A 20,751-nucleotide genomic window follows, 5' to 3' on the forward strand; every position below is an offset into this window, starting at 1 on the left:
ACCCCGCCGGGGCGGCACCGCGCGGCCGGCGCCCGGTGCGGCGCGCCGGCCCCGGGCGCCGGGGCGCGGCCGGCCGGCACGCGGGCGCCCGCCCCGGCGCCGGAGGCCCGGGCGGAGCCCCCGGCCGCGGGGGCGGGAGGCGGCGGGGCGGCTAGCGCTCGTCCAGGGCCGTGCGCCACTGTCGTACCGCCGTCGGGGCGACGGGTGCGGACCATCCGGCCGGGCGCGCCGCGCCGCCGATGTGGAAGGCGTCCAGGCCACCCGCCAGGAGCCGGGGCAGGTGGTCGAGCCGGAGGCCGCCGCCGACCAGGACGCGCGGCTCGTACCCGGGCTCGCCCCGCCGCGCCGCCTCGGCGAGCAGTGTCGGCAGGCCCTCGTCGACACCGGCCGGTGAGCCCGCCGTGAGGTAGGTGTCCAGGCCCGGCAGGTCCGCGAGCTGTTTGCGCAGGGCGTCCCGGTCGGTCGCCCGGTCGATGGCCCGGTGGAACGTCCAGCGGCAGCCCTCCACCTCGGCGACCAGCCGTTCGACGGCGACCAGGTCGGCGTGGCCGGCCGCGTCCAGGAAGCCCAGGACGAACTCGTCGGCTCCCTCGTCGCGCAGGTCCGCCGCCGCCCGGACGAGCGCGTCGATGTCACCCGCCGCGAAGCCGTCGGCCAGCCGGAGCATCACGCGCAGCGGGATGTCGACGGCGGCGCGGACGCGCGCGTAGGTCTCCCGGGACGGGGTGAGCCCGTCCGCGGCGATGTCGGTGACCAGCTCCAGCCGGTCCGCTCCTCCGGCCTGGGCCGCGATCGCGTCCTCCGCGTCAAGGGCGATCACCTCCAGGAGTGCGCGGTCGCTCATGGGACTCCGTTCCTCGGGAAGGTTATAGGTCTAGTCCAATGGACAGCGTAGTGCGCGCGGGGCACGCGGGCAGCCGGACGGGGACGCCAAAAGGCCCGCACCCCCCGGGTGCGGGCCTGCGACGCCTCAGCGCCGCCGGGCTGCTCCGGGCTCCCGCTCAGCGCTTGACGGGCTTCGCGGGGGCCGGCTTCTTCGCCGCCTCGTCCTTGGCACGGGCCTCGTACTGGCCGATGTCCAGGAAGTGGCGCAGCTCCTCGGGCGTGCCCTTCAGCGCCTTCGTCGCCGCCGCCTTGACCGCGGGACCGCCCGCTCCGGCGATCCGCGTGGCGCGCAGCCGGTCGTCCGTGAGGCGCGCCGCGTGCTGGCCGGTCTCCAGGAACTCCTGGACGGCCTGCTCGGTCCCTGCCTGCAGGGCCCTCTTCGCCGCTTCCCTCACCGACGGGCCGCTCACGCTCACGACCCGTGAGACCCGCACCCGGTCGTCCGCGAGGCGCGCCGCGTGCTGGCCGGTCTCCAGGAAGTGCCGTACGTCCTCCGCCGTGCCGTCGAGCGCCTTGCCGGCCGCCTCCTTCACGCCGGGGCCGCCCCGATGCATGATCTGGGCGACGCGCACCCTGTCGTCCTGGAGCCGCGCCTCGTACTGGCCGGACTCCAGGAAGCGGACGAGGTCCTCCGGCGTACCCAGCAGGGCCTTCTTGCCCGCCTCCTTCACCCCGCGGCCACCGGTGGAGATGATCCGCGAGACCCGCACCGAGTCGTCGTCGAACCGGTGCTCGTACTGGCCGGTCTCCAGGAACCGGCGCATGTCCTCGGGCGTGCCGTCCAGCGCCTTCCGCGCCGCCTCGCGGACACCCGGTCCGGTGTACGGGTTGGCCAGCAGCTTGAGGATCGCGACCCGGTCCTGCTCGGCCGGGGAGGCGTCCGTCGCCGAGGCGGACGGTGCCGGGGTGGCAGACACCGGGGTGGCCGGCGCCTCACCGTCGGCGGCGATCGCCGGGACGGAGAACAGGAGAGCGGGGGTGATCGCCACCGCCGCGACAATGGCCGGGATACGGGCCAGCTTCATGCACACCTACCAACCATAAGAACGATCTTCACGTCATCTTCGAAAGCATGTCGATCTTGTGCGAATCCCCGCATCAGGTCAAATGAGTTGAGGCGCCCCGCCGTTCGGACGGGGTGGGCGGCGGGCCCGGGGCGTCGGGCCACGGGCCGTCATGTCCCACCCGCCCCGGTACCGGCGCCCGGGACCGGGGCCCTGGGCAGCCGCGCCCGGCCACGGACCCGCGGGCACCCCGCGGGCCGTGGCGCCGCCGGGTGCGTCGGGGACAATGCACGGCATGCCCGCACTCCCCGCTCACCCCGCCCACGACGAGCTCCGCCGCCGGTGGGAGGCGGCCGTGACCGCCGCCCGCGCCACGGACGGAGGCCCCCCGGTCCCGGAGGGCGCACCGGACCCGGCCCGCTACGCCGACGACCTGCTCGCCCGCTGGGCCGAGCCGCAGCGGCGCTACCACACCACCGACCACCTGGTCGCCGTGCTCGACCGGGTGGACGAGCTGGAGCGGTACGCCGACGACCCCGCCCTGGTCCGGCTCGCCGCCTGGTTCCACGACGCGGTCTACCTCCCCGACCGCTCCACCAACGAGGAGCGCAGCGCCCGCCTCGCCGAGCGCGCGCTGCCCGAGCTGGGAGTCGGCCGGGCCGGTACGGCGGAGGTCGCCCGACTGGTCCGCCTCACCCTCACCCACGACCCGGCCGACGACGACCGCAACGGCGCCGCCCTGTGCGACGCGGACCTCGCGGTCCTGGCCGCCGGGCCGGAGGCGTACGCGGCGTACGCGGCGGCCGTGCGTGAGGAGTACGGCTTCGTGCCCGACGACGACTTCCGGGCGGGCCGCTCGGCGGTCCTGCGGCAACTCCTGGGTCTGCCACGGCTGTTCCGCACTCCGCACGGGGCGCGGGAGTGGGAGGAGCGGGCCCGGCAGAACCTCGCCACGGAGCTGGAACTGCTCACCGCGGGCGGCTGACGCGGCGGCGTTGGCGAGTTGTCGCCAGCCCGGATGGAATAAGCCTCGAAGCGGCCGGGGTGAGGCCGGCCCGCCGGGTGCGGGTGTTGTCCAGCGCGCCCGAGCGCCCCGAGGTCGTGGCGGCGCTGGCGCTCAGTGCCCTGCCGCCGGACGTCCCGTCCTGCGCGCGGTACGGCCCGTGGCCGGGGAGCGCGGCGTCGGGCCCGGTGATGGCCTGGGCGCTGTTCGCCGCGGGGGCCCGGCCGGACGACGTGGCGGCGGCCCGTCCCGAGGAGGAGGTGCGGCTGGCCCGCGAGGTACGGGAGCTCCCGCCTGCCGCGCAGCGGCGGTGGTTCGGCGACAACGTGACCGCGCTGTCCCGCTGCGACCGGCGGCCCGAGCTGCGGCCGGAGCGCTACCGCGCGGGAGCCCCCCGGTGATCTTCTGGTCACGGGTGCGGATGCTCCCGGCCGTGTACGGGACGCTGGCCGCCGTCATGGCCCTGGGCGCCCTGGCCCGTTCCGCCGCCGTGCCCGTCCCGCTCGTCCAGGGCGCCGTCTTCCCGGTGCCCGTCGCGCTGCTCCTGCCGGTGGTGCCCGTCTGCCTGCTCCTGCACGGCCAGGCGCGGGGGGACGCCGAGGCGGAACGGGTCGCGGTACGGCCGGTCCGGGTGTGGGACGCCTGGGCCATGGCGGGACTGGTGCCGCTGGCCGGCGCCGCCGGTGCGGTGACCGCCTGGGCAGGCCACCCGGTGGGCGTCCCGATCGCCCGGAACCTCGCCGGCTACCTGGGGCTGGCGCTGCTGGCCCGCTGGGTCGCCGGGCCGGGCGCCGCCAATGTCGTGGTGGCGCTGTTCCCGTTCGCCTGCGCCTCGTTCGGGGTCCGTCCGACCGGGCGGCCGGAGCCATGGGCCTGGCCCTTCCACGCACCGGGCTCGGTGCCGGCCCTGGTCCTGGCGGTGGCGCTGCTGGCGGCCGGCCTGGTGGTGGCCCGGCGCGATCCCCTGGCGGTACGGCGGGAGGGGACGGCGGCGGACGGCGGGTAGGCGCACCCGGGCCCCGCCCTTCGCGCGCGCCCTGTCGCGCCCCGGCCGCCCCCGTCGCCCGGCCCGCATCGGTCACCCTCACCCGGCCCCGCCCCGCCGGGCCCGCCCCGGGCCGGCACCCGCGGTGCCCGTCACCAGCGCCAGCAGTGCCACCGCCGCCAGGGCGCCGCCGGTCCACATCACCGACCGCAGCCCGAAGCCGTCCACCACCTGTCCGCCCAGCAGGGCGCCGGCCGCGATGGCCGCGTTGAACACCCCCGCGAACAGCGCCGAACCGGCTTCCCGGGCCTGTGGCACGGCGGCCGTCACCCAGGACTGGGCGGCCACCGACACACCCCCGTACGCCAGGCCCCAGAGCACCAGCAGCCAGGCGCCCAGCGGGGGCAGCAGCGGGACGGCGACCGCCAGCGTCGCGCTCAGCACCAGCAGCGTGCCGCGCGGCGACCGTCCCGCCCCGGCGCCGGCCGCGAAGTTCCCGGCCACGCCCGCGACGCCGTACACCAGCAGCAGGGTGCCGATCGTTCCGGCAGTGGCGCCCGAGACCCGCTCCAGCACGGGACGCACATAGGTGTACGCGGCGAAGTGCCCGGTCACCAGGAGGGCGACGGCCAGCAGTCCGGTGCGCAGGGCGGGGTCCCGCAGCAGCCGCGCGACCGCCGCCAGCCCGACGGCGCGTTCGGCGGGCAGTGGCGGCAGGAGCAGCGCGAGCAGGCCCGCCACCACCAGGGCCAGCACCCCGGCGACGGTGAACGCCGCCCGCCAGCCCGCCAGTTCGCCCAGCCAGGTCCCGGCGGGCACCCCGAGTACCGAGGCCACCGCGATACCGCTGAAGACGACCGCCGTCGCGCCGGGCACCGCCTTCGGCGCCACCAGCCGTACCGCGAGGCCGGCGGCCACCGCCCACACCCCGCCCATGCCCAGCCCCACCAGGACGCGCCCGGCCATCAGGACGGCGAAGTGCGGGGCCCAGGCGGCCAGCAGGTTCCCGGCCGCCAGCACCGCCATCAGCCCCACCAGCGCCCGGCGCCGGTCCAGCCGCCGCAGCGCGGGCGCCGCCAGCGGCGCGGCCAGGGCGGCGACCACCCCGGTGACGGTCAGGGTCAGGCCGGCGGTGCCCTCGGTGACTGCGAGCGCGCCGCTCACCGGGGTGAGGAGCCCCACCGGCAGCATCTCGGAGGTGACGACGGTGAACGTGGCCAGCGCCACGGCCGCGACGGCCGCGTGCCCGCCGCGCGCTCCACGGGTGATGTCTTCGGTCTGTGCCATGCCTCCAGGCAACCCGCGCCGGCGGCTGGGAACAACGGCCGTTACCTCACCCTTCCATGAGTGTGACTCATCGATCGGCGGGCCTGGAGATACGGGAGTTGGAGGCGTTCCTCGTGCTGGCGGAGGAACTGCACTTCGGCCGGGCCGGCGAGCGGCTGTACGTGTCGCAGTCCCGGGTCAGCCAGCTCCTGCGCGCCCTGGAGGGCCGGATCGGCGCGCGGCTGGTGGAGCGCACCAGCCGCAGGGTCCGGCTCACCCCGCTCGGCGAGTCGTTCGCCGCCGAGCTGGGCCCCGCCTACGCGGCGCTGCGGGCGACGGTCGACGCCACCCGCGCGGCGGCACGCGGCGTGCGGGGGAGTCTGCGCGTCGGTTTCCAGGGGACGGCCGGCGACCACCTCGTGCGGGCGGTGTCGCTGTTCCAGGAGCGGCACCCGCACTGCGCGACGGAGATCGTGGAGGTGCCGCTGTCCGACCCGTTCGGGCCGGTGCGCCGCGACGAGGTCGACACCGCCGTCGTCCTGCTGCCGGTCCAGGAGCCGGACCTGATGCTGGGGCCGGTGTTCTCGCGGCAGCCGCAGACCCTGGCGGTCGCGGCGGGCCACCCGCTGGCGGCCCGCGCGTCGGTGACGGCGGAGGAACTGGCGGGCCGCGCCCTGATCGGGGTGCGGGAGCCGGCCCCCGGGTACTGGCGGCGGGCCGCGGCCCCCGACCGCACCCCCGGCGGACTGCCGATCCCCACGGGCCCGGCGGTGGCCACCCTCCAGGAGGGGCTGACCCTGGCCGCCGCCGGCCGGGGGGCGATGCTGCTGTGCCGCCCCACCGCCGAGTACCACGGGCGCGGCCCGCTGGCCTTCGTACCGGTGGAGGGGCTGCCCGACTCGGCGCTGGGCCTGGTGTGGCACCGGGGCAGGGAGACGGCCCGCGTCCGGGCGTTCGCGGCGGCCGTCAGTCGCGCGGGCGGTGCTTGCGGCGCCGCAGCCCGGCCGCGCTGAGCAGCCGTACCAGCTCCTTGGAGCCGATCTCCACCGCGCCGGAGGCCACCGCGTCCGCGTACCGGTCGGAGGGGATGTCGTAGTGGTCGCCGTCGAACGCCCGGGCGGGCGCGCCGATCGCGGCGGCGAAGGCGTGCAGTTCCTCGTAGGACACGTCGCTGACCAGGTGGGACCACATACGGCCGTGGCCCGGCCAGGTGGGCGGGTCGATGTAGACCGTCACGTCAGGCCGCCCACCCGGGCCACCACCACGCCCGCCTTGCCGCAGACCCAGTGCGGGTCCGGGCCCAACTCCGGCTGCACCTCCAGCGCGTGCGGGTCGCCCGCGTCGCAGACCGGGCACAGCGGCCAGCGTCCATGCCGTTCGAGCAGCGCGTCCTGCACGTCCTGGGCGACGAGCCCGGTGACGTACTCGGCTCCCTCGGGCCACTGCTGGACCCACCAGCGGCGGTGCGTCACCGCGTCCTCGACCAGCGAGACCACCTCGGCCCGGGCGACCTCCCGCGCCATGAGGTCGGCGAGAACGAGCGCGCGGGCGGCGTGCAGAGCCTGTTCGGTGGGGTCCAGCGTGTCCATGGAGCCATTGTCACCCCGGGGAACGCCTGTGCCACCAGTGACGGAACTGGGGTTGACGGCCCACCGCACTGAAAATACGTTTCAGATGTGACCGACCATGTGAAGGAAAGTTTCACCCGGCGGAGCGCGCAGCCCACCGTGCCCGCCGCCGTGCCCGCCGGTCCCGCGGCCCCCGCGCCGGCGGCGCTGGCCGCCAAGGTGCGCACCCTCGCACCGTCGATGACCCGCTCCATGCTGCGGGTCGCCGAGGCCGTGGCCGGCGACCCGGCGGGCTGCGCCGCCCTGACGGTCACCGGACTGGCGGAACTCACCGGCACCAGCGAGGCCACCGTGGTCCGCACCGCCCGGCTGCTCGGCTACCCCGGCTACCGGGACCTGCGCCTGGCGCTCGCCGGACTGGCCGCACACCAGCAGTCGGGCCGGGCGCCCTCGGTCACCGCCGACATCGCCGTGGACGACCCGATCGCCGACGTGGTCGCCAAGCTCGCCCACGACGAACAGCAGACCCTCGCCGACACCGCGGCCGGCCTCGACACCGTGCAGCTCGGCGCCGCCGTCACCGCGCTGGCGGGCGCCCGCCGCACCGACATCTACGGGGTCGGCGCCTCGGGCCTGGTCGCCCAGGACCTCGCCCAGAAGCTGCTGCGCATCGGCCTGATGGCGCACGCCCACAGCGACCCCCACCTGGCCGTCACCAACGCCGTACAGCTCCGCTCCGGTGACGTGGCGATCGCCATCACCCACTCCGGCTCCACCGGGGACGTCATAGAACCGCTCCGCGTCGCCTTCGACCACGGCGCCACCACGGTCGCCATCACCGGCCGGCCCGACGGGCCCGTCTCGCAGTACGCGGACCACATACTGACCACCTCCACGGCCCGCGAGAGCGAACTGCGCCCGGCCGCGATGTCCTCCCGGACCAGCCAACTCCTGGTGGTCGACTGCCTGTTCACCGGCGTCACACAGCGGACGTACGAGACGGCGGCCCCCGCGCTCGCCGCCTCCTACGAGGCACTCGCCCACCGCCACAGCCCCCGGACCAGCACCCGTTGAAAGAGCCCCGACCGATGACCTCCCCGGACCTCCAGTCAGAGCTGTCGACCCTCACCACCGAAGCGTTCCGGCCCGAACTCGCGGAGATCGACCAGCTCCCGACGGCCGAGATCGCCCGCCTCATGAACGCCGAGGACCAGTCCGTCCCCGCCGCCGTCGCGGGCGAGCTCCCACGGATAGCGGCGGCGATCGACGCCGTCGCGGAGCGCATGGCGCGCGGTGGCCGGCTGATCTACGCGGGCGCCGGCACCGCCGGGCGGCTCGGCGTGCTGGACGCCAGCGAGTGCCCGCCCACGTTCAACGCCGACCCCTCCCAGGTCGTCGGCCTGATCGCGGGTGGCCCCACCGCGCTGACGGCGGCCGTCGAGGGCGCGGAGGACTCCTCGTCCCTGGCGGTCCACGATCTCTCGGCCATCGGTCTGACCGCCGACGACACGGTGGTCGGCGTCTCCGCCTCGGGCCGCACGCCGTACGCGCTCGGCGCGGTGGAGTACGCCCGCTCGGTCGGCGCCCTGACGGTCGGTCTGGCCTGCAACCGGGACAGCGCCCTGGGCGCGGCGGCGGACCACCGCGTGGAGGTGGTGGTCGGCCCCGAGTTCCTGACCGGCTCCACACGGCTGAAGGCGGGGACGGCCCAGAAGCTGGTGCTGAACATGATCTCCACGATCACGATGATCCGGCTCGGCAAGACGTACGGAAACCTGATGGTCGACGTCCGCGCCACCAACGACAAGCTCCGCGCCCGCTCACGCCGGATCGTCGCCCTGGCCACGGGCGCGCCGGAGGACCGGATCGAGGCGGCGCTCACGGCGACCGGGGGCGAGGTGAAGGACGCCATCCTCACCCTGCTGGCCGGCGTGGACGCCCCCACGGCGGCCGCGCTCCTGGCGAAGGCGGACGGCCACCTCCGCAAGGCCCTGACCCTCCCCGACTGACCCCCTGCCCGCGCCCCGGGCCCCGGACCGACCACCCCCCGGCCGGCGCCCCCGCACAGCAAGGCACCCCATGCACCGGACTCCCCCCACACCCGCGCCTTCGTCCCCGCCCTCGCCCCGTGCCACCGCCGCCGCGCTCCTCCCCCTCCTCGGCGGCGCCGGGAACGTCACCTCCGTCGCCCACTGCATGACCCGCCTCCGTGTCGGGCTGCTCGACCGGGCGCTGGTCCGGGACGAGGAGCTGCGGGCCCTCCCGGCCGTCCTGGGCGTCGTGGAGGACGACGAGACGTACCAGGTCGTCCTGGGCCCCGGCACGGTCGCCCGGGTCACCCCCGAGTTCCAGGCCCTGGTGGCCGCGGCCCCCACCACCGCGCACGACCTCGCCGCCCGGGGCGCGGCCATCAAGGCGGCCCAGAAGGCCAGGAACGCCACCCCCGTCAAGCTCCTGCTGCGCCGCCTCGCCAACATCTTCGTCCCCCTCATCCCGGCCCTCATCGGCTGCGGCATCATCGCCGGCCTCAACGGCCTCCTCGTCAACCTCGCCGTCCTGCCCTCCCTCACTCCCGCCCTCACCGCCATCGCCTCCGGCTTCATGGCGTTGATCGCCGTCTTCGTCGGCCACAACACCGCCAAGGAGTTCGGCGGCACGCCGGTCCTCGGTGGAGCGGTCGCCGCGATCATCGTCTACGCGGGCGTGGCGGACATCGAGGCGTTCGGCCAGCGGCTCTCCCCCGGCCAGGGCGGCGTGCTGGGCGCCCTGGCCGCCGCCCTGCTGGGGGTGTACGTCGAGAAGGGCTGCCGCCGCTGGGTGCCGGAGTCGCTCGACGTGCTCGTCACGCCGACGGTCACCGTCCTCCTCGCCGGCCTGGTCACCGTCTTCGGGCTGATGTTCGTGGCGGGCGAGGTCTCCTCCGCCATCGGCGTGGGCGCCGACTGGCTGCTGGCCAACGGCGGCGCGGCGGCCGGTTTCGTCCTCGGCGGCCTGTTCCTCCCGCTCGTCATGCTCGGCCTGCACCAGGCCCTCATCCCGATCCACACCACCCTCATCGAACAGCAGGGCTTCACCGTCCTGCTGCCCATCCTGGCGATGGCGGGCGCGGGCCAGGTGGGGGCGGCGGCGGCCGTCTACGTCCGGCTGCGCCGTGACACCTCGATCCGCCGCACGATCAGATCCGCGCTCCCCGCCGGCCTGCTGGGCGTCGGCGAACCGCTCATCTACGGCGTCTCCCTCCCCCTCGGCCGCCCCTTCGTCACGGCGTGCGTGGGCGGCGCCTTCGGCGGTGGGTTCATCGGACTGTTCAACATGCTGGGCGACACGGTCGGTTCGACGGCGATCGGCCCGTCCGGCCTGGCACTGTTCCCGCTGCTCGACGGCGCCGGCGGCCTCGACGGCCGGACGGTCGCCATCTACGCGGGGGGCCTGCTGACCGGCTACGCCGCCGGCTTCGCCGCCACGTACCTCTTCGGCTTCGGCAAGGACGCCGGCCTCGACCGGACCACCTCACCGGCCCCCGGGCCGGCCGACCGCCCCGCACCCCGGAAGGCACCCGCCGCCGGGCCGTGAGCCGTTCGGCGGGGAACGGGGGGCCGCGATGGCACCGGCCTCCCCGGTCCCGTCCGGACCGGCGTTCCCCACCCCCATGAGCCGTACGGGAGTCCCCCCGCCCCGGCCCGGCCGGGCACCCGCGACGGCGGACCGCCCGCCCGCTCCCGCCTCAGCCGGTCGAGGGACGCCAACGTCTGTTCAGCTCCCGCACGCGCGCCCGCAGCACGTCCCCCGGCGGCGCCGGGAGCAGCGCGTCGAGCGGGCAGTCCCACTCGATCCCCCCGCCGACCGGCCGTAGCTGCACGAAGCCCCCGACATGGCCCATGACCTCGCCGATCCGGCCGTCCCGGGCGTCGAGCATGTACTCGCCGGTCATCGGCGCACCTCGTGCAGCACCGCGATCAGCCGCAGCGCCGTGTCGAGGTTGCACCGCCCGAGGTCCACCAGCGGGTACGCGTCCTCCCCGGCGGCCGAGACCGGGTCCACCCGCAGGGAAGGGAGGGTCACACCGACCTCGCCGAGCTCACTCCTCAGCTGGGCCACTACCTCTTCGGCCGCCCGCAGTCGCTCCGCCGATCGCACGGTCATGACCCGCCACCTCCACGCTGAGTATTCGCCTTCTGTACACAGAGTGGTCGCCAACCGGTCCGCCTGAACGGAGTCGGCGTGCCAACAACCCCATCTGGCTAACGGGAGTTGCGCCACGCCCGCACGGGCCACCTGGATCCCGTCCCGTCACCCAGGGCGATGGTCGGATCAGAGCCTCGCCACCGACCGCGAATCGGCCGGTGACGGCGGGAACGGGACTCCGGCCGGCACGATCCGGCACGGCCGCCGAGGAGTGCGCGCCACCGCCCCGGAGTTCGGGTCCCGGGCCGGTGCGCGGCCGGTGGCCCCGGTGGTTCCGGGCGCCGCGCGGGCCCTGGTTGCCCCGGAGCTCAAGCCCCGGGCTCCGCGCCCTCTCACCGAGGAATGGTTGTGGGTCGGGGACTCAACCCGTCCACCCACCCCGCCAGTTGACTATGCGGAGTGAACGACGACTGGTGGGCGGCCTTCCAGCGGGGCGAGATCCCCGATGAGCGGCCACCGAGGCGGCCCACGCGCTCCCGGGCGTACATCCTGCTGGCCGCGCCGAGCCGCACCGCGCCGGTGAGGTGCCTCTCGCACACCGACTGCGAGTCGCTGGCGCCGCTCGTCGGCGAGTGGTTCGAGCGCGGCGCCTCCGAGCAGACCGTCCTGACCGCCCTGACCGCCGGTCTCCCCGACCCCGTCCACCACCCCGCCGTCCTGGCCCGCAACCGTCCGACCACCAAGATGCCGCCGGAACGCGTCACACCGGTCAAACCGCCCTGCGCCTGCCGGAGTGCTCCCGCCTCCCGCCCGCCGAGGTCCGCGCCCACGCCGCGCAGGCCCGCGCGGCGCAGGCCCGCGCGGCGCCGGTCCGAGGGGGCGTCACCCCGGAGGTGGACGGACTCAGTCGATCGCGCTGAGGTGGACGCGGCCGCTGTCACCGCCGAGCCGGCGCACCGCCACCCGCGGGGCGTTAAGGTCCCCGTCGCGGGGGGCGCACACCTGCCCCTCCAGAGCGCGTGGCAGCGTGTCGGGTCCGGGCAGCCCGAGGCGGGCGAAGGGCGTGGCCGGGGCGGCGGGGTCGCGGCGGGATTCCTCGCGTGTCCTGAGGTCCCGCTCGGCGCGCAGCCGGCTTGGGCGCCACCTCGGCGGTGGGCAGGGCGCGGGCCATCAGCAGCCCGTCGTCCTGGAACCCGTGCTGATGGGCGGCCCGGCGGTCGGCGGCCCCGGCGGGGACGGTGACACCCGTCCGCTCACTGACGGTCGCCGGTGTCGCCCTCGTCCCGGTACGGCACTTCGCGGCGCCCGGCGGCACCGTCCCCCTCCGCCGAACAGGAGGCCAGGGCCGGCCCGAGCACACGGAGGGCGAGCACGGCGACGGCCGGCACGCCGCTCGAGGAGCGGCCCGGCTCGCTGGGTGCGGTCACCTCGCGTCTCCGTTCCACCGCTGCCATGTCGCGTCCCGTCGCCCCCGGTGAGGCCGCCGGCACGGCGGCCGGGCGGGCCCCGCGACAACGCCCGAGGGCGGCACCCCTGGGAGAAGGGGTGCCGCCCTCGGTCTCGTCTCGAACGAGAAGGACGTGTCCGATCCGGGAGGATCAGAAGTCCATGTCACCGCCCGGCATGCCGCCCGGAGCGGCCGCGGCGGCCTTCTCCGGCTTGTCGGCGATGACGGCCTCGGTGGTGAGGAACAGCGCCGCGATGGAGGCGGCGTTCTGCAGCGCGGAGCGCGTGACCTTCGCCGGGTCGATGATGCCCTCGGCGATCATGTCCACGTACTCACCGGTCGCGGCGTTCAGGCCGTGGCCGACGGGCAGGTTGCGGACCTTCTCCACGATGACGCCACCCTCGAGACCACCGTTGACGGCGATCTGCTTGAGCGGGGCCTCCAGGGCGAGCTTCACGGCGTTGGCGCCGGTCGCCTCGTCACCCTCGAGCTCCAGCTTCTCGAAGACGCTGGACGCCTGGATGAGAGCCACGCCACCACCGGCGACGATGCCCTCCTCGACGGCGGCCTTGGCGTTGCGCACCGCGTCCTCGATGCGGTGCTTGCGCTCCTTGAGCTCGACCTCGGTGGCGGCACCGGCCTTGATGACGGCGACGCCGCCGGCCAGCTTCGCCAGACGCTCCTGGAGCTTCTCGCGGTCGTAGTCCGAGTCGGACTGCTCGATCTCGGCGCGGATCTGGTTGACGCGGCCCGCGACCTGGTCGCTGTCACCGGCACCGTCGACGATGGTCGTCTCGTCCTTGGTGATGACGACCTTGCGGGCGCGGCCCAGCAGGTCCAGGCCGGCGTTCTCCAGCTTGAGGCCGACCTCCTCGGAGATGACCTGGCCACCGGTGAGGATGGCGATGTCGTTCAGCATGGCCTTGCGGCGGTCGCCGAAGCCCGGGGCCTTGACGGCGACGGACTTGAAGGTGCCACGGATCTTGTTGACGACCAGGGTCGACAGGGCCTCGCCCTCGACGTCCTCGGCGATGATCAGCAGCGGCTTGCCGGACTGCATGACCTTCTCCAGCAGCGGGAGCAGGTCCTTCACCGAGGAGATCTTGGAGTTGACGATCAGGATGTACGGGTCGTCGAGCGACGCCTCCATACGCTCCATGTCGGTGGCGAAGTACGCCGAGATGTAGCCCTTGTCGAAGCGCATACCCTCGGTGAGCTCCAGCTCCAGACCGAAGGTCTGGGACTCCTCGACGGTGATGACGCCTTCCTTGCCGACCTTGTCCATCGCCTCGGCGATGAGCTCACCGATCTGCGTGTCGGCGGCGGAGATGGAGGCCGTGGAGGCGATCTGCTCCTTGGTCTCCACGTCCTTGGCCTGCTCCAGCAGCGCGCCGGAGACGGCCTCGACGGCCTTCTCGATGCCGCGCTTCAGCGCCATCGGGTTGGCGCCGGCGGCGACGTTGCGCAGTCCCTCGCGGACCAGCGCCTGGGCGAGAACGGTCGCGGTGGTCGTACCGTCGCCGGCGACGTCGTCCGTCTTCTTGGCGACTTCCTTGACCAGCTCGGCGCCGATCTTCTCGTACGGGTCCTCGAGCTCGATCTCCTTGGCGATGGAAACACCATCGTTGGTGATCGTGGGGGCGCCCCACTTCTTCTCGAGGACGACGTTGCGACCCTTGGGGCCAAGGGTGACCTTGACGGCGTCGGCGAGCTGGTTCATCCCGCGCTCGAGACCGCGCCGTGCCTCCTCGTCGAACGCGATGATCTTGGCCATGTGAAGTGGTCCTCCCGGACTGGGGTGGATTTCTCCGGACCGCGCTGGCGCCCGCGACGGACGGCCCACACACCTGGTGGTTCCTTGCCCCACCTGGCCTGTCGGCCTCACCGACTCGGTCCTTCGTTGTCACTCTCACTCTGCGAGTGCTAACGCCAATGATTAGCACTCGACCCCGGAGAGTGCAAGCGCCTGCCACGCGCGAGGGGCCCGTATCCCAGTGCGGGATACGGGCCCCTCGACTCCGCTGGTGCGGTCGTGGCCGAACGCGCCGTGGTCAGCCGGCGGCGAGCTTGACCATGTCCGCCTGCGGACCCTTCTGGCCCTGCGAGATCTCGAACTCGACCCGCTGCCCCTCCTCCAGGGTGCGGTAGCCGTCCATCTGGATCGCGCTGTAGTGGACGAAAACATCCGCACCACCGTCGACCGCGATGAAGCCGTACCCCTTCTCCGCGTTGAACCACTTGACGGTGCCCTGAGCCATGCCTAACTCCCCTATTACTGGCCCTTGCACAGGACCGCACTTCGCGGACCCGGGTCAGACCTCGCTCCCCTGACAGGTGGGAGCGTGCGCCGGAACGCGTCGACCGCCGCTGAATGTATCTGTCCAACTGCCGTCTGCAACAGGTCAATCGGACGAGAATTCCGAGCGCGCGTGAACGGAAATCACGGTTGAATCCACAGGATTCCCGGGCAAGTCGGGCCGGGCGCGGCGCAGATATGGCGCATTCTGTGCGGCTACTTTGACTGCATCTTGTCGCCACCGGCTGCGGGCTCATATGCGAGCGGCATGATCGGCGGTGGCGGCTTCCCCAACTCTACCGCGCTCAACCATGGAGAATTTCCCCCTCCGCTTGTGTGGACGGAGGGGGCAATTGTTCTGCCGGGGCCGTCAGCCGCCGGCGACCGCCGGAATGATCGACACGCCGGCGCCGTCCGGGGTGGCGGCGGCGAGGCCGCCCTCGAAGCGGACGTCGTCGTCATTGACGTACACATTCACGAACCGGCGCAGCTTGCCCTGGTCGTCCAGGACGCGGGCGGCGATACCGGGGTGGTTCTTCTCCAGCGACTCGATGACCTCGGCGAGGGTCGCGCCCTCCGCCGTGACCTCTGCCTGGCCCCCCGTGTACGTGCGGAGGATGGTGGGGATGCGGACCTTGACGCTCATGGGTGCTGCCTTTCGGGGTGATCTCGACAGGACTCGGCCGTGGGCGGGCGGCCGGCGGCGGGCGGGCGGACGGCCCGCTAGCCGGGGAGCCGGAGGCTCAGTGGGCCAGTCCGGCGTCGCGGAACGCGTCCAGGCTGGGGCGGATCGTCGCGGTCGGCCCGGTGGTCGGGGCCACGGCGTCCAGGGTCTTCAGGCCGTCGCCGGTGTTGAGGACGACCGTCGTCAGCGCCGGGTCGAGCAGACCGTTCTCGATGAGCTTCCTGGTCACACCCACGGTCACCCCGCCGGCCGTCTCGGCGAAGATCCCCTCGGTGCGGGCGAGCAGCTTGATGGCGTCCACGATCCGCTCGTCGTCCACGTCCTCCACCGCGCCGCCGGTGCGGCGGGCGATGTCCAGGACGTACGGGCCGTCGGCCGGGTTGCCGATGGCCAGCGACTTGGCGATGGTGTCCGGCTTCTGCGGGCGGACCACGTCGTGGCCGGCCTTGAAGGCGGTGGACACCGGCGAGCAGCCCTGGGCCTGGGCGCCGAAGATCTTGTACGGCCGGTCCTCGACCAGGCCGAGCCGGATGAGTTCCTGGAGTCCCTTGTCGATCTTCGTGAGCTGCGAGCCGGACGCGATCGGGACGACCAGCTGGTCGGGCAGCCGCCAGCCGAGCTGCTCGCAGATCTCGTACGCGAGCGTCTTGGAACCCTCGGCGTAGTACGGGCGCAGGTTGACGTTGACGAAGCCCCAGCCCTCGCCGAGCGGGTCGCCGATGAGCTCCGAGCAGAAGCGGTTGACGTCGTCGTAGTTGCCCTCGATGCCGACGAGGTCGCCGCCGTACACCGCGGCCATGACGACCTTGCCCTGCTCCAGGTCGTGCGGGATGAACACGCAGGAGCGGAAACCGGCCCGGGCGGCGGCGGCGCCGACCGCGCCGGCCAGGTTGCCGGTGGAGGAACACGACAGGGTGGTGAATCCGAAGGCGCGGGCGGCCTCCAGGGCCTGGGCCACGACCCGGTCCTTGAAGGAGTGGGTGGGGTTGCCCGAGTCGTCCTTGACGAAGAGCCTGCCCGGCTCGACGCCCAGCTCGCGGGCGAGGTTGTCGGCCTTGACCAGCTTGGTCCAGCCGGGGTTCAGGTTGGGCCTGTCCGCGACATCGGCGGGGACGGGCAGCAGCGGGGCGTAGCGCCAGATGTTCGCGGGGCCCGCCTCGATCCGCGCGCGCAGGGCCTCGGGGTCGCCGGCCGGCAGGTCGTAGGCGATTTCGAGCGGCCCGAAACACAGCTCACAGGCGAAAATGGGACCGAGTTCGAAACGCTCTCCGCATTCGCGGCACGAGAGGGCGGCGGCGGGACCGAGGTCGACGTTCTTGGCGGTGGCGACAGTCTGTACAGCCATGGAGGCGAGGCCCTTTCTCCTCATCTTCCTCATGGCGCACTTCGCCATGAGACGGATTTGGCACCTTCCCTAGCCGGGGCCTCGCGCGAGATCTGCGAGTGCCGACTGGAGGGTTGCCGGGGCTTCAACGGGCCGTTTCCCTCTGCCCCTCTGGATGAGCGGTATGTGGTTGTCAGCGGGACCCCGACATGCGAGGGCCGTCCGCGTTGCTCAAGACTGTAACCGAACCCCTGGGCGGCCGAGATGGTCGTCCGATCCGCGAGATGGAGATCACGTGCTGGATGAGGTGGAGCGCTGGCTGGCCCGGCGGTCCTGGTCGGTGGCGGACCGTCCGCTCGACCGGTTGCTCGCCGCCAAGCGGGCGGGCGGCACCACGGTCAGTGTGGTGCTCCCCGCCCTGAACGAGGAGGCGACGGTCGGCGGGATCGTCTCCGTCGTCCGCCGCGAACTGATGTCCGGCGCGGTGCCGCTGGTGGACGAGCTGGTCGTCGTGGACTCCGGTTCCACGGACCGCACGGCCGAGGTCGCCGCCGCGGCCGGGGCGCGGGTGGAGCACCGGGACGCGATACTGCCCCGGATACCCGCGGTGCCGGGGAAGGGCGAGGTGCTGTGGCGGTCGCTGCTGGTGACCGGTGGCGACATCGTCTGCTTCGTCGACGCCGACCTGCGGGAGTTCTCGGCGGACTTCGTCACCGGGATCGTCGGTCCGCTGCTGACCGACCCGGACGTGCGGTTCGTGAAGGCGATGTACGACCGGCCGCTGAGCTCCCCGGAGGCGGCGGGCGCGCCGGGCGCCGGGGCCCAGGGCGGGAGGGTCACCGAGCTGGTGGCGCGGCCGCTGCTCAACCTGCACTGGCCGAGGCTGGCCGGGTTCGTCCAGCCGCTGGGCGGTGAGTACGCGGCGCGGCGCTCGCTGCTGGAGCGGCTGCCCTTCCCGGTCGGCTACGGCGTGGAGCTGGGGCTGCTGGTGGACGCGCTGGACCTGGTGGGCCTGGACGCGCTGGCGCAGGTGGACGTGGGGGTGCGGCTGCACCGGCACCAGGACGACCGGGCGCTGGGGCGGATGGCGGCGGCGATCTACCGGACGGCGCAGCTCCGGTTGGAGCGGGGGCACCAGGTGCGGCCCCGGCTGACCCAGTTCGACCGGGGCGCGGAGGGGTTCGTGCCGCGCACCCATGCCGTGGACACCGAGGAACGGCCGCCGATGGCGGAGGTGGCCGAGTACGCGCGGCGCCGGCGGGCGGCCTGAGAGCCGTACGTTTGAGCGTTTCGGGTACGGGCTAGGTTCGTCTCCATGGCAGCCCAGATTCTCGTCGCCTCCAATCGCGGTCCCGTCAGCTACGTACCGGGGGAGGACGGCACACTCGACCCCCGGCGCGGCGGTGGCGGCCTGGTCTCGGGACTCTCGGCGATCGGGCCGGACGCCGGAGCGCTGTGGGTGTGCGCGGCACTGAGCGACGGCGACCGGGAGGCGGTACGGCGCGGGATCTCGGAGCCGGGCGTGCGGATGCTCGACATCGACGCGGGCACCCACCACGACGCGTACAACGGCATCGCGAACTCGGTGCTCTGGTTCGTGCACCACATGCTGTACCAGACGCCGCTGGAGCCGGTCTTCGACGCGGAGTTCCGGCGCCAGTGGGACGCCTACCGCGTCTACAACCGGGCGTTCGCCGAGGCGCTGGCGGCGGAGGCGGCTCCGGGCGCGACGGTGGTCGTCCAGGACTACCACCTGGCGCTGGCGCCGGGCATGCTGCGCGAGCTCCGTCCCGACCTGCGGATCGGTCACTTCTCGCACACCCCGTGGGCTCCGGTGGACTACTTCCGGATGCTGCCGGACGACGTGGCGGAGGAACTGCTGCGCGGGATGCTGGGGGCGGACCGGCTGGGCTTCCTGACCCGGCGGTGGGCGGACGCGTTCACCGGCTGCTGCGAGCGGATCGTGGGCGGCACGGGCACCACGGAGGTCGGTGTGCACGGGCTGGGCGCCGACGCGGACTTCCTGCGTGAGCGCTCCCGGCGGGCGGACGTGGACGAGCGGATGGCGACGCTGCGGGAGCAGGTCGGCGACCGCCGGACGATCATCCGGGTGGACCGCACGGAGCTGTCGAAGAACATCGTGCGCGGTCTGCTGGCGTACCGCGCGCTGCTCGCGGAGCACCCGGAGTGGCGGGGTCGGGTGGTCCACATCGCGTTCGCGTACCCCTCCCGGCAGGACCTGGCGGTGTACCGGGAGTACACGGCCGAGGTGTCGCGGGTGGCCGAGGAGATCAACGCCGAGTACGGCACGGCGGACTGGACGCCGGTGCTGCTGCACGTCAAGGACGACTTCGCGCGTTCGCTGGCCGCCTACCGGCTGGCCGACGTGGCCCTGGTCAACCCGATCCGGGACGGCATGAACCTGGTCGCCAAGGAGGTCCCGGTGGTCTCCGACGCGGGCTGCGCCCTGGTGCTGTCCCGTGAGGCGGGCGCCCACGAGGAGCTGGGCGACGACGCGCTGACGGTGAACCCCTACGACGTGACGGGTACGGCGGCGGCGCTGCACCAGGCCCTGACGATGCCCGCCGCGGAGCGCGCGGACCGCACCAAGCGCCTGGCGGCGGCGGCCACGGCCCTCCCGCCGGCCCGCTGGTTCCTGGCCCAGCTGGAGGCGCTGCGGGCGGCCGGGTAGCTCCCGCCCGGACCCGCCGCCGTGGTGGAACGGCGGGTTCCCCTTCCCGTTCCCGCCCGCTCGCGTGAACCGGCCCCGGTCGGGGCAGCCGGGACGGACGAGAGGGAGGATTGAGTCATGTACCTGGCAGGCTTACCGGACACCGCCACCGAGTGGGGCTGGATGCTGGGGGCGCTGGCGCTCTACGTGGTCGTCGGTTTCGCGCTGGAGTACCGCGCGCGGCGGCGCCGGGGATCGGCGCGACCGGCGAAGGAGGCGCTGCGCGACCTCGACGACCGCGAATGGCCCCAGTCGCCCCAGCAGTACCTGACCAGCCGGATGGTGCTGCTCGGCGGCATGCTGGCCATGGTGCCGGTCGCGCTGGTCACGTCGGGAACGGTCCGTCAGGTCGCGCTGGTCGTGGTCGGTGCCGCGGCCGTCGCGGTGTGGGCCTACTACGACCACCGCACCGAGAAGCGGTCCTCCGCCGACCGAAGCTAGGCACCGCGGGCGCGCCGGGCGGCCCTCGCCATGGGTGGACCGGGCCGCCCGGGCCGCCGGAGCTGGACGGCCCCCGGGCCGCCGGAGCTGGGCGGCCGCCCGGCCCGTCGTCCGTCCGGCCCGCTCAGCCCGCCGCCCGCGCCAGCGCCGAGAGGAGGTCCACCACTCCCGCCGGCCCCGGTACCAGCAGGTCGGCCCGGGCGGCGACCTCCGTCACCTCGGCGCTGCCGCTGCACACCAGCAGTCCCGGGACCCCGTCGGCGCGGAGCTCGTCCACGGCGGCGAAGGCGGGCAGGTCGCCCAGGTCGTCACCGGCGAAGACGACCGACTCGGCGCCGGTCTCACGGACGTACTCGGTCAGGGCCACGCCCTTGTCGATGCCCGGGGGGCGCAGTTCGAGGACCAGGCGGCCCGGTTCCAGGACCAGGCCGTGACGGGCGGCCAGCTCACCGAGCGGGACCACCAGCGCCTCGAAGGCGGCCTGGGGGTCCTCGGCCCGGCGGGTGTGGACGGCGACCGCGCGGCCCTTCTCCTCGATCCAGGTGCCGGGCCGGGCACCGGCGCGCTCCAGGAAACCGGGCAGTTCGGCCCGTACCGCCGCCACGCCCGGATGGACGGGGGCGGCCCGGACGGTACCGCTGACGGCGTCCCAGCGTTCGGCGCCGTAGTGGCCCAGCACCACCAGGTGGTCCAGGCCCGGTACACCGGCGAAGCCGCCGTACCGTACGGCGACCTCGGCCGGGCGCCCGGTGATCACGGCCACGGAGGCGACGCGCGGCGCGAGCGCGGCCAGCGCGGGTACGGCGCCGGGGTGGGCCCTGGCCCGCTCGGGGTCGGGCACGATGTCGGCGAGGGTGCCGTCGAAGTCGAGGGCGACCAGCGCCTTCCCGGGCCGGGCCAGGAACGCGGCGAGGCCGTCCCGGCCGGCGGGGGTGGACGGACGCGGCATGGAGGGGTTCGAGGTGCTGCCCATGGACGGGAACCTATCCCC

Annotated in this window: 23 protein-coding genes and 1 riboswitch; of the genes, 10 read left to right on the top strand and 13 right to left on the bottom strand. The window is 74.2% G+C overall.

Annotated elements, in window-relative coordinates:
• Window positions 1-151: 151 nt before the first annotated feature.
• Both AB0H53_RS14580 and AB0H53_RS14585 read right to left on the bottom strand, forming a co-directional pair.
• Window positions 152-844: a copper homeostasis protein CutC gene (locus AB0H53_RS14580; protein WP_362111713.1), complete on the bottom strand. Its 693-nt coding sequence runs from the start codon at window positions 842-844 to the stop codon at window positions 152-154.
• Between the two features lie 157 nt (window positions 845-1,001).
• Window positions 1,002-1,910, bottom strand: coding sequence for an ALF repeat-containing protein (locus AB0H53_RS14585; RefSeq protein WP_362112057.1), 909 nt, complete (start codon window positions 1,908-1,910; stop codon window positions 1,002-1,004).
• A 274-nt stretch (window positions 1,911-2,184) separates the two neighbouring features.
• On the opposite strand from AB0H53_RS14585, the gene AB0H53_RS14590 reads away from it, so the two are divergent.
• The 3 genes from AB0H53_RS14590 to AB0H53_RS14600 all read left to right on the top strand — a co-directional run bounded on the left by AB0H53_RS14590 (window position 2,185) and on the right by AB0H53_RS14600 (window position 3,898).
• Complete coding sequence (locus AB0H53_RS14590; RefSeq protein WP_362111716.1) at window positions 2,185-2,874, top strand: hypothetical protein; 690 nt, start codon at window positions 2,185-2,187, stop codon at window positions 2,872-2,874.
• A gap of 86 nt (window positions 2,875-2,960) precedes the next feature.
• Window positions 2,961-3,293, top strand: a complete 333-nt coding sequence (locus AB0H53_RS14595; RefSeq protein ID WP_362111719.1) for a hypothetical protein — start codon at window positions 2,961-2,963, stop codon at window positions 3,291-3,293.
• Window positions 3,290-3,898, top strand: coding sequence for a hypothetical protein (locus AB0H53_RS14600; RefSeq protein ID WP_362111722.1), 609 nt, complete (start codon window positions 3,290-3,292; stop codon window positions 3,896-3,898). Before AB0H53_RS14595 ends, AB0H53_RS14600 begins: the two co-directional genes overlap by 4 nt.
• A 78-nt stretch (window positions 3,899-3,976) precedes the next feature.
• Here the strand turns inward: AB0H53_RS14600 and AB0H53_RS14605 are convergent, their stop codons facing one another.
• Window positions 3,977-5,164 (bottom strand): MFS transporter, encoded by a 1,188-nt coding sequence (locus AB0H53_RS14605; protein ID WP_362111725.1) that lies wholly within the window; start codon window positions 5,162-5,164, stop codon window positions 3,977-3,979.
• Between the two features lie 56 nt (window positions 5,165-5,220).
• Between AB0H53_RS14605 and AB0H53_RS14610 the strand changes: the two genes are divergently transcribed.
• The gene (locus AB0H53_RS14610) at window positions 5,221-6,156 is read left to right on the top strand and encodes a LysR family transcriptional regulator (protein WP_362111728.1); all 936 of its coding nucleotides are present in this window, start codon (window positions 5,221-5,223) and stop codon (window positions 6,154-6,156) included.
• Here AB0H53_RS14610 and AB0H53_RS14615 read toward each other — a convergent pair.
• Both AB0H53_RS14615 and AB0H53_RS14620 read right to left on the bottom strand, forming a co-directional pair.
• Window positions 6,110-6,379 (bottom strand): DUF4031 domain-containing protein, encoded by a 270-nt coding sequence (locus AB0H53_RS14615; RefSeq protein ID WP_362111731.1) that lies wholly within the window; start codon window positions 6,377-6,379, stop codon window positions 6,110-6,112. The genes AB0H53_RS14610 and AB0H53_RS14615 overlap by 47 nt on opposite strands.
• Entirely contained in the window at window positions 6,376-6,732 is a 357-nt protein-coding gene (locus tag AB0H53_RS14620; protein WP_362111734.1) for a hypothetical protein, read from the bottom strand. The genes AB0H53_RS14615 and AB0H53_RS14620 overlap by 4 nt, the downstream gene beginning before the upstream one ends.
• Before the next feature lie 138 nt (window positions 6,733-6,870).
• Between AB0H53_RS14620 and AB0H53_RS14625 the strand changes: the two genes are divergently transcribed.
• The 3 genes from AB0H53_RS14625 to AB0H53_RS14635 all read left to right on the top strand — a co-directional run bounded on the left by AB0H53_RS14625 (window position 6,871) and on the right by AB0H53_RS14635 (window position 10,284).
• Window positions 6,871-7,785 (top strand): MurR/RpiR family transcriptional regulator, encoded by a 915-nt coding sequence (locus AB0H53_RS14625; protein WP_362112060.1) that lies wholly within the window; start codon window positions 6,871-6,873, stop codon window positions 7,783-7,785.
• 14 nt (window positions 7,786-7,799) lie between these two features.
• Window positions 7,800-8,720: an N-acetylmuramic acid 6-phosphate etherase gene (gene murQ / locus AB0H53_RS14630; protein WP_362111737.1), complete on the top strand. Its 921-nt coding sequence runs from the start codon at window positions 7,800-7,802 to the stop codon at window positions 8,718-8,720.
• Between the two features lie 70 nt (window positions 8,721-8,790).
• The gene (locus AB0H53_RS14635; RefSeq protein WP_362111740.1) at window positions 8,791-10,284 is read left to right on the top strand and encodes a PTS transporter subunit EIIC; all 1,494 of its coding nucleotides are present in this window, start codon (window positions 8,791-8,793) and stop codon (window positions 10,282-10,284) included.
• Window positions 10,285-10,435: 151 nt separating this feature from the next.
• Here the strand turns inward: AB0H53_RS14635 and AB0H53_RS14640 are convergent, their stop codons facing one another.
• From AB0H53_RS14640 to thrC, 7 genes are all read right to left on the bottom strand, one after another.
• The gene (locus tag AB0H53_RS14640; RefSeq protein WP_362111743.1) at window positions 10,436-10,642 is read right to left on the bottom strand and encodes a hypothetical protein; all 207 of its coding nucleotides are present in this window, start codon (window positions 10,640-10,642) and stop codon (window positions 10,436-10,438) included.
• The gene (locus AB0H53_RS14645) at window positions 10,639-10,854 is read right to left on the bottom strand and encodes a hypothetical protein (RefSeq protein WP_362111746.1); all 216 of its coding nucleotides are present in this window, start codon (window positions 10,852-10,854) and stop codon (window positions 10,639-10,641) included. Before AB0H53_RS14645 ends, AB0H53_RS14640 begins: the two co-directional genes overlap by 4 nt.
• Window positions 10,855-12,089: 1,235 nt before the next feature.
• On the bottom strand, window positions 12,090-12,263 hold the full coding sequence (locus AB0H53_RS14650) for a hypothetical protein (RefSeq protein ID WP_362111749.1): 174 nt from the start codon (window positions 12,261-12,263) through the stop codon (window positions 12,090-12,092).
• Between the two features lie 171 nt (window positions 12,264-12,434).
• Complete coding sequence (gene groL / locus AB0H53_RS14655) at window positions 12,435-14,057, bottom strand: chaperonin GroEL (RefSeq protein WP_362111752.1); 1,623 nt, start codon at window positions 14,055-14,057, stop codon at window positions 12,435-12,437.
• A gap of 277 nt (window positions 14,058-14,334) precedes the next feature.
• Window positions 14,335-14,541 (bottom strand): cold-shock protein, encoded by a 207-nt coding sequence (locus AB0H53_RS14660; protein ID WP_008743607.1) that lies wholly within the window; start codon window positions 14,539-14,541, stop codon window positions 14,335-14,337.
• A 408-nt stretch (window positions 14,542-14,949) separates the two neighbouring features.
• Complete coding sequence (locus tag AB0H53_RS14665; protein WP_362111756.1) at window positions 14,950-15,225, bottom strand: MoaD/ThiS family protein; 276 nt, start codon at window positions 15,223-15,225, stop codon at window positions 14,950-14,952.
• A gap of 97 nt (window positions 15,226-15,322) precedes the next feature.
• Window positions 15,323-16,633 (bottom strand): threonine synthase, encoded by a 1,311-nt coding sequence (gene thrC, locus AB0H53_RS14670; RefSeq protein ID WP_362112063.1) that lies wholly within the window; start codon window positions 16,631-16,633, stop codon window positions 15,323-15,325.
• A riboswitch (SAM riboswitch) is annotated at window positions 16,627-16,770 on the bottom strand. Its footprint overlaps the gene before it by 7 nt.
• Before the next feature lie 113 nt (window positions 16,771-16,883).
• Here thrC and AB0H53_RS14675 point away from each other — a divergent pair.
• The 3 genes from AB0H53_RS14675 to AB0H53_RS14685 all read left to right on the top strand — a co-directional run bounded on the left by AB0H53_RS14675 (window position 16,884) and on the right by AB0H53_RS14685 (window position 19,760).
• A complete protein-coding gene (locus AB0H53_RS14675; RefSeq protein WP_362111759.1) occupies window positions 16,884-17,858 on the top strand; it encodes a glucosyl-3-phosphoglycerate synthase in 975 nt (324 codons plus the stop codon).
• A gap of 45 nt (window positions 17,859-17,903) precedes the next feature.
• A complete protein-coding gene (locus tag AB0H53_RS14680) occupies window positions 17,904-19,280 on the top strand; it encodes a trehalose-6-phosphate synthase (protein ID WP_362111762.1) in 1,377 nt (458 codons plus the stop codon).
• Between the two features lie 117 nt (window positions 19,281-19,397).
• Window positions 19,398-19,760 carry a hypothetical protein gene (locus AB0H53_RS14685; protein ID WP_362111765.1) on the top strand — a complete coding sequence of 121 codons (363 nt, stop codon included), beginning with the start codon at window positions 19,398-19,400 and terminating at the stop codon, window positions 19,758-19,760.
• Between the two features lie 124 nt (window positions 19,761-19,884).
• Here AB0H53_RS14685 and otsB read toward each other — a convergent pair whose 3' ends face one another.
• Window positions 19,885-20,733, bottom strand: coding sequence for a trehalose-phosphatase (otsB, locus tag AB0H53_RS14690; protein ID WP_362111768.1), 849 nt, complete (start codon window positions 20,731-20,733; stop codon window positions 19,885-19,887).
• Window positions 20,734-20,751 lie beyond the last annotated feature (18 nt).

This window comes from Streptomyces sp. NPDC050856 (assembly GCF_040653855.1).
Taxonomy (GTDB): Bacteria; Actinomycetota; Actinomycetes; order Streptomycetales; family Streptomycetaceae; genus Streptomyces.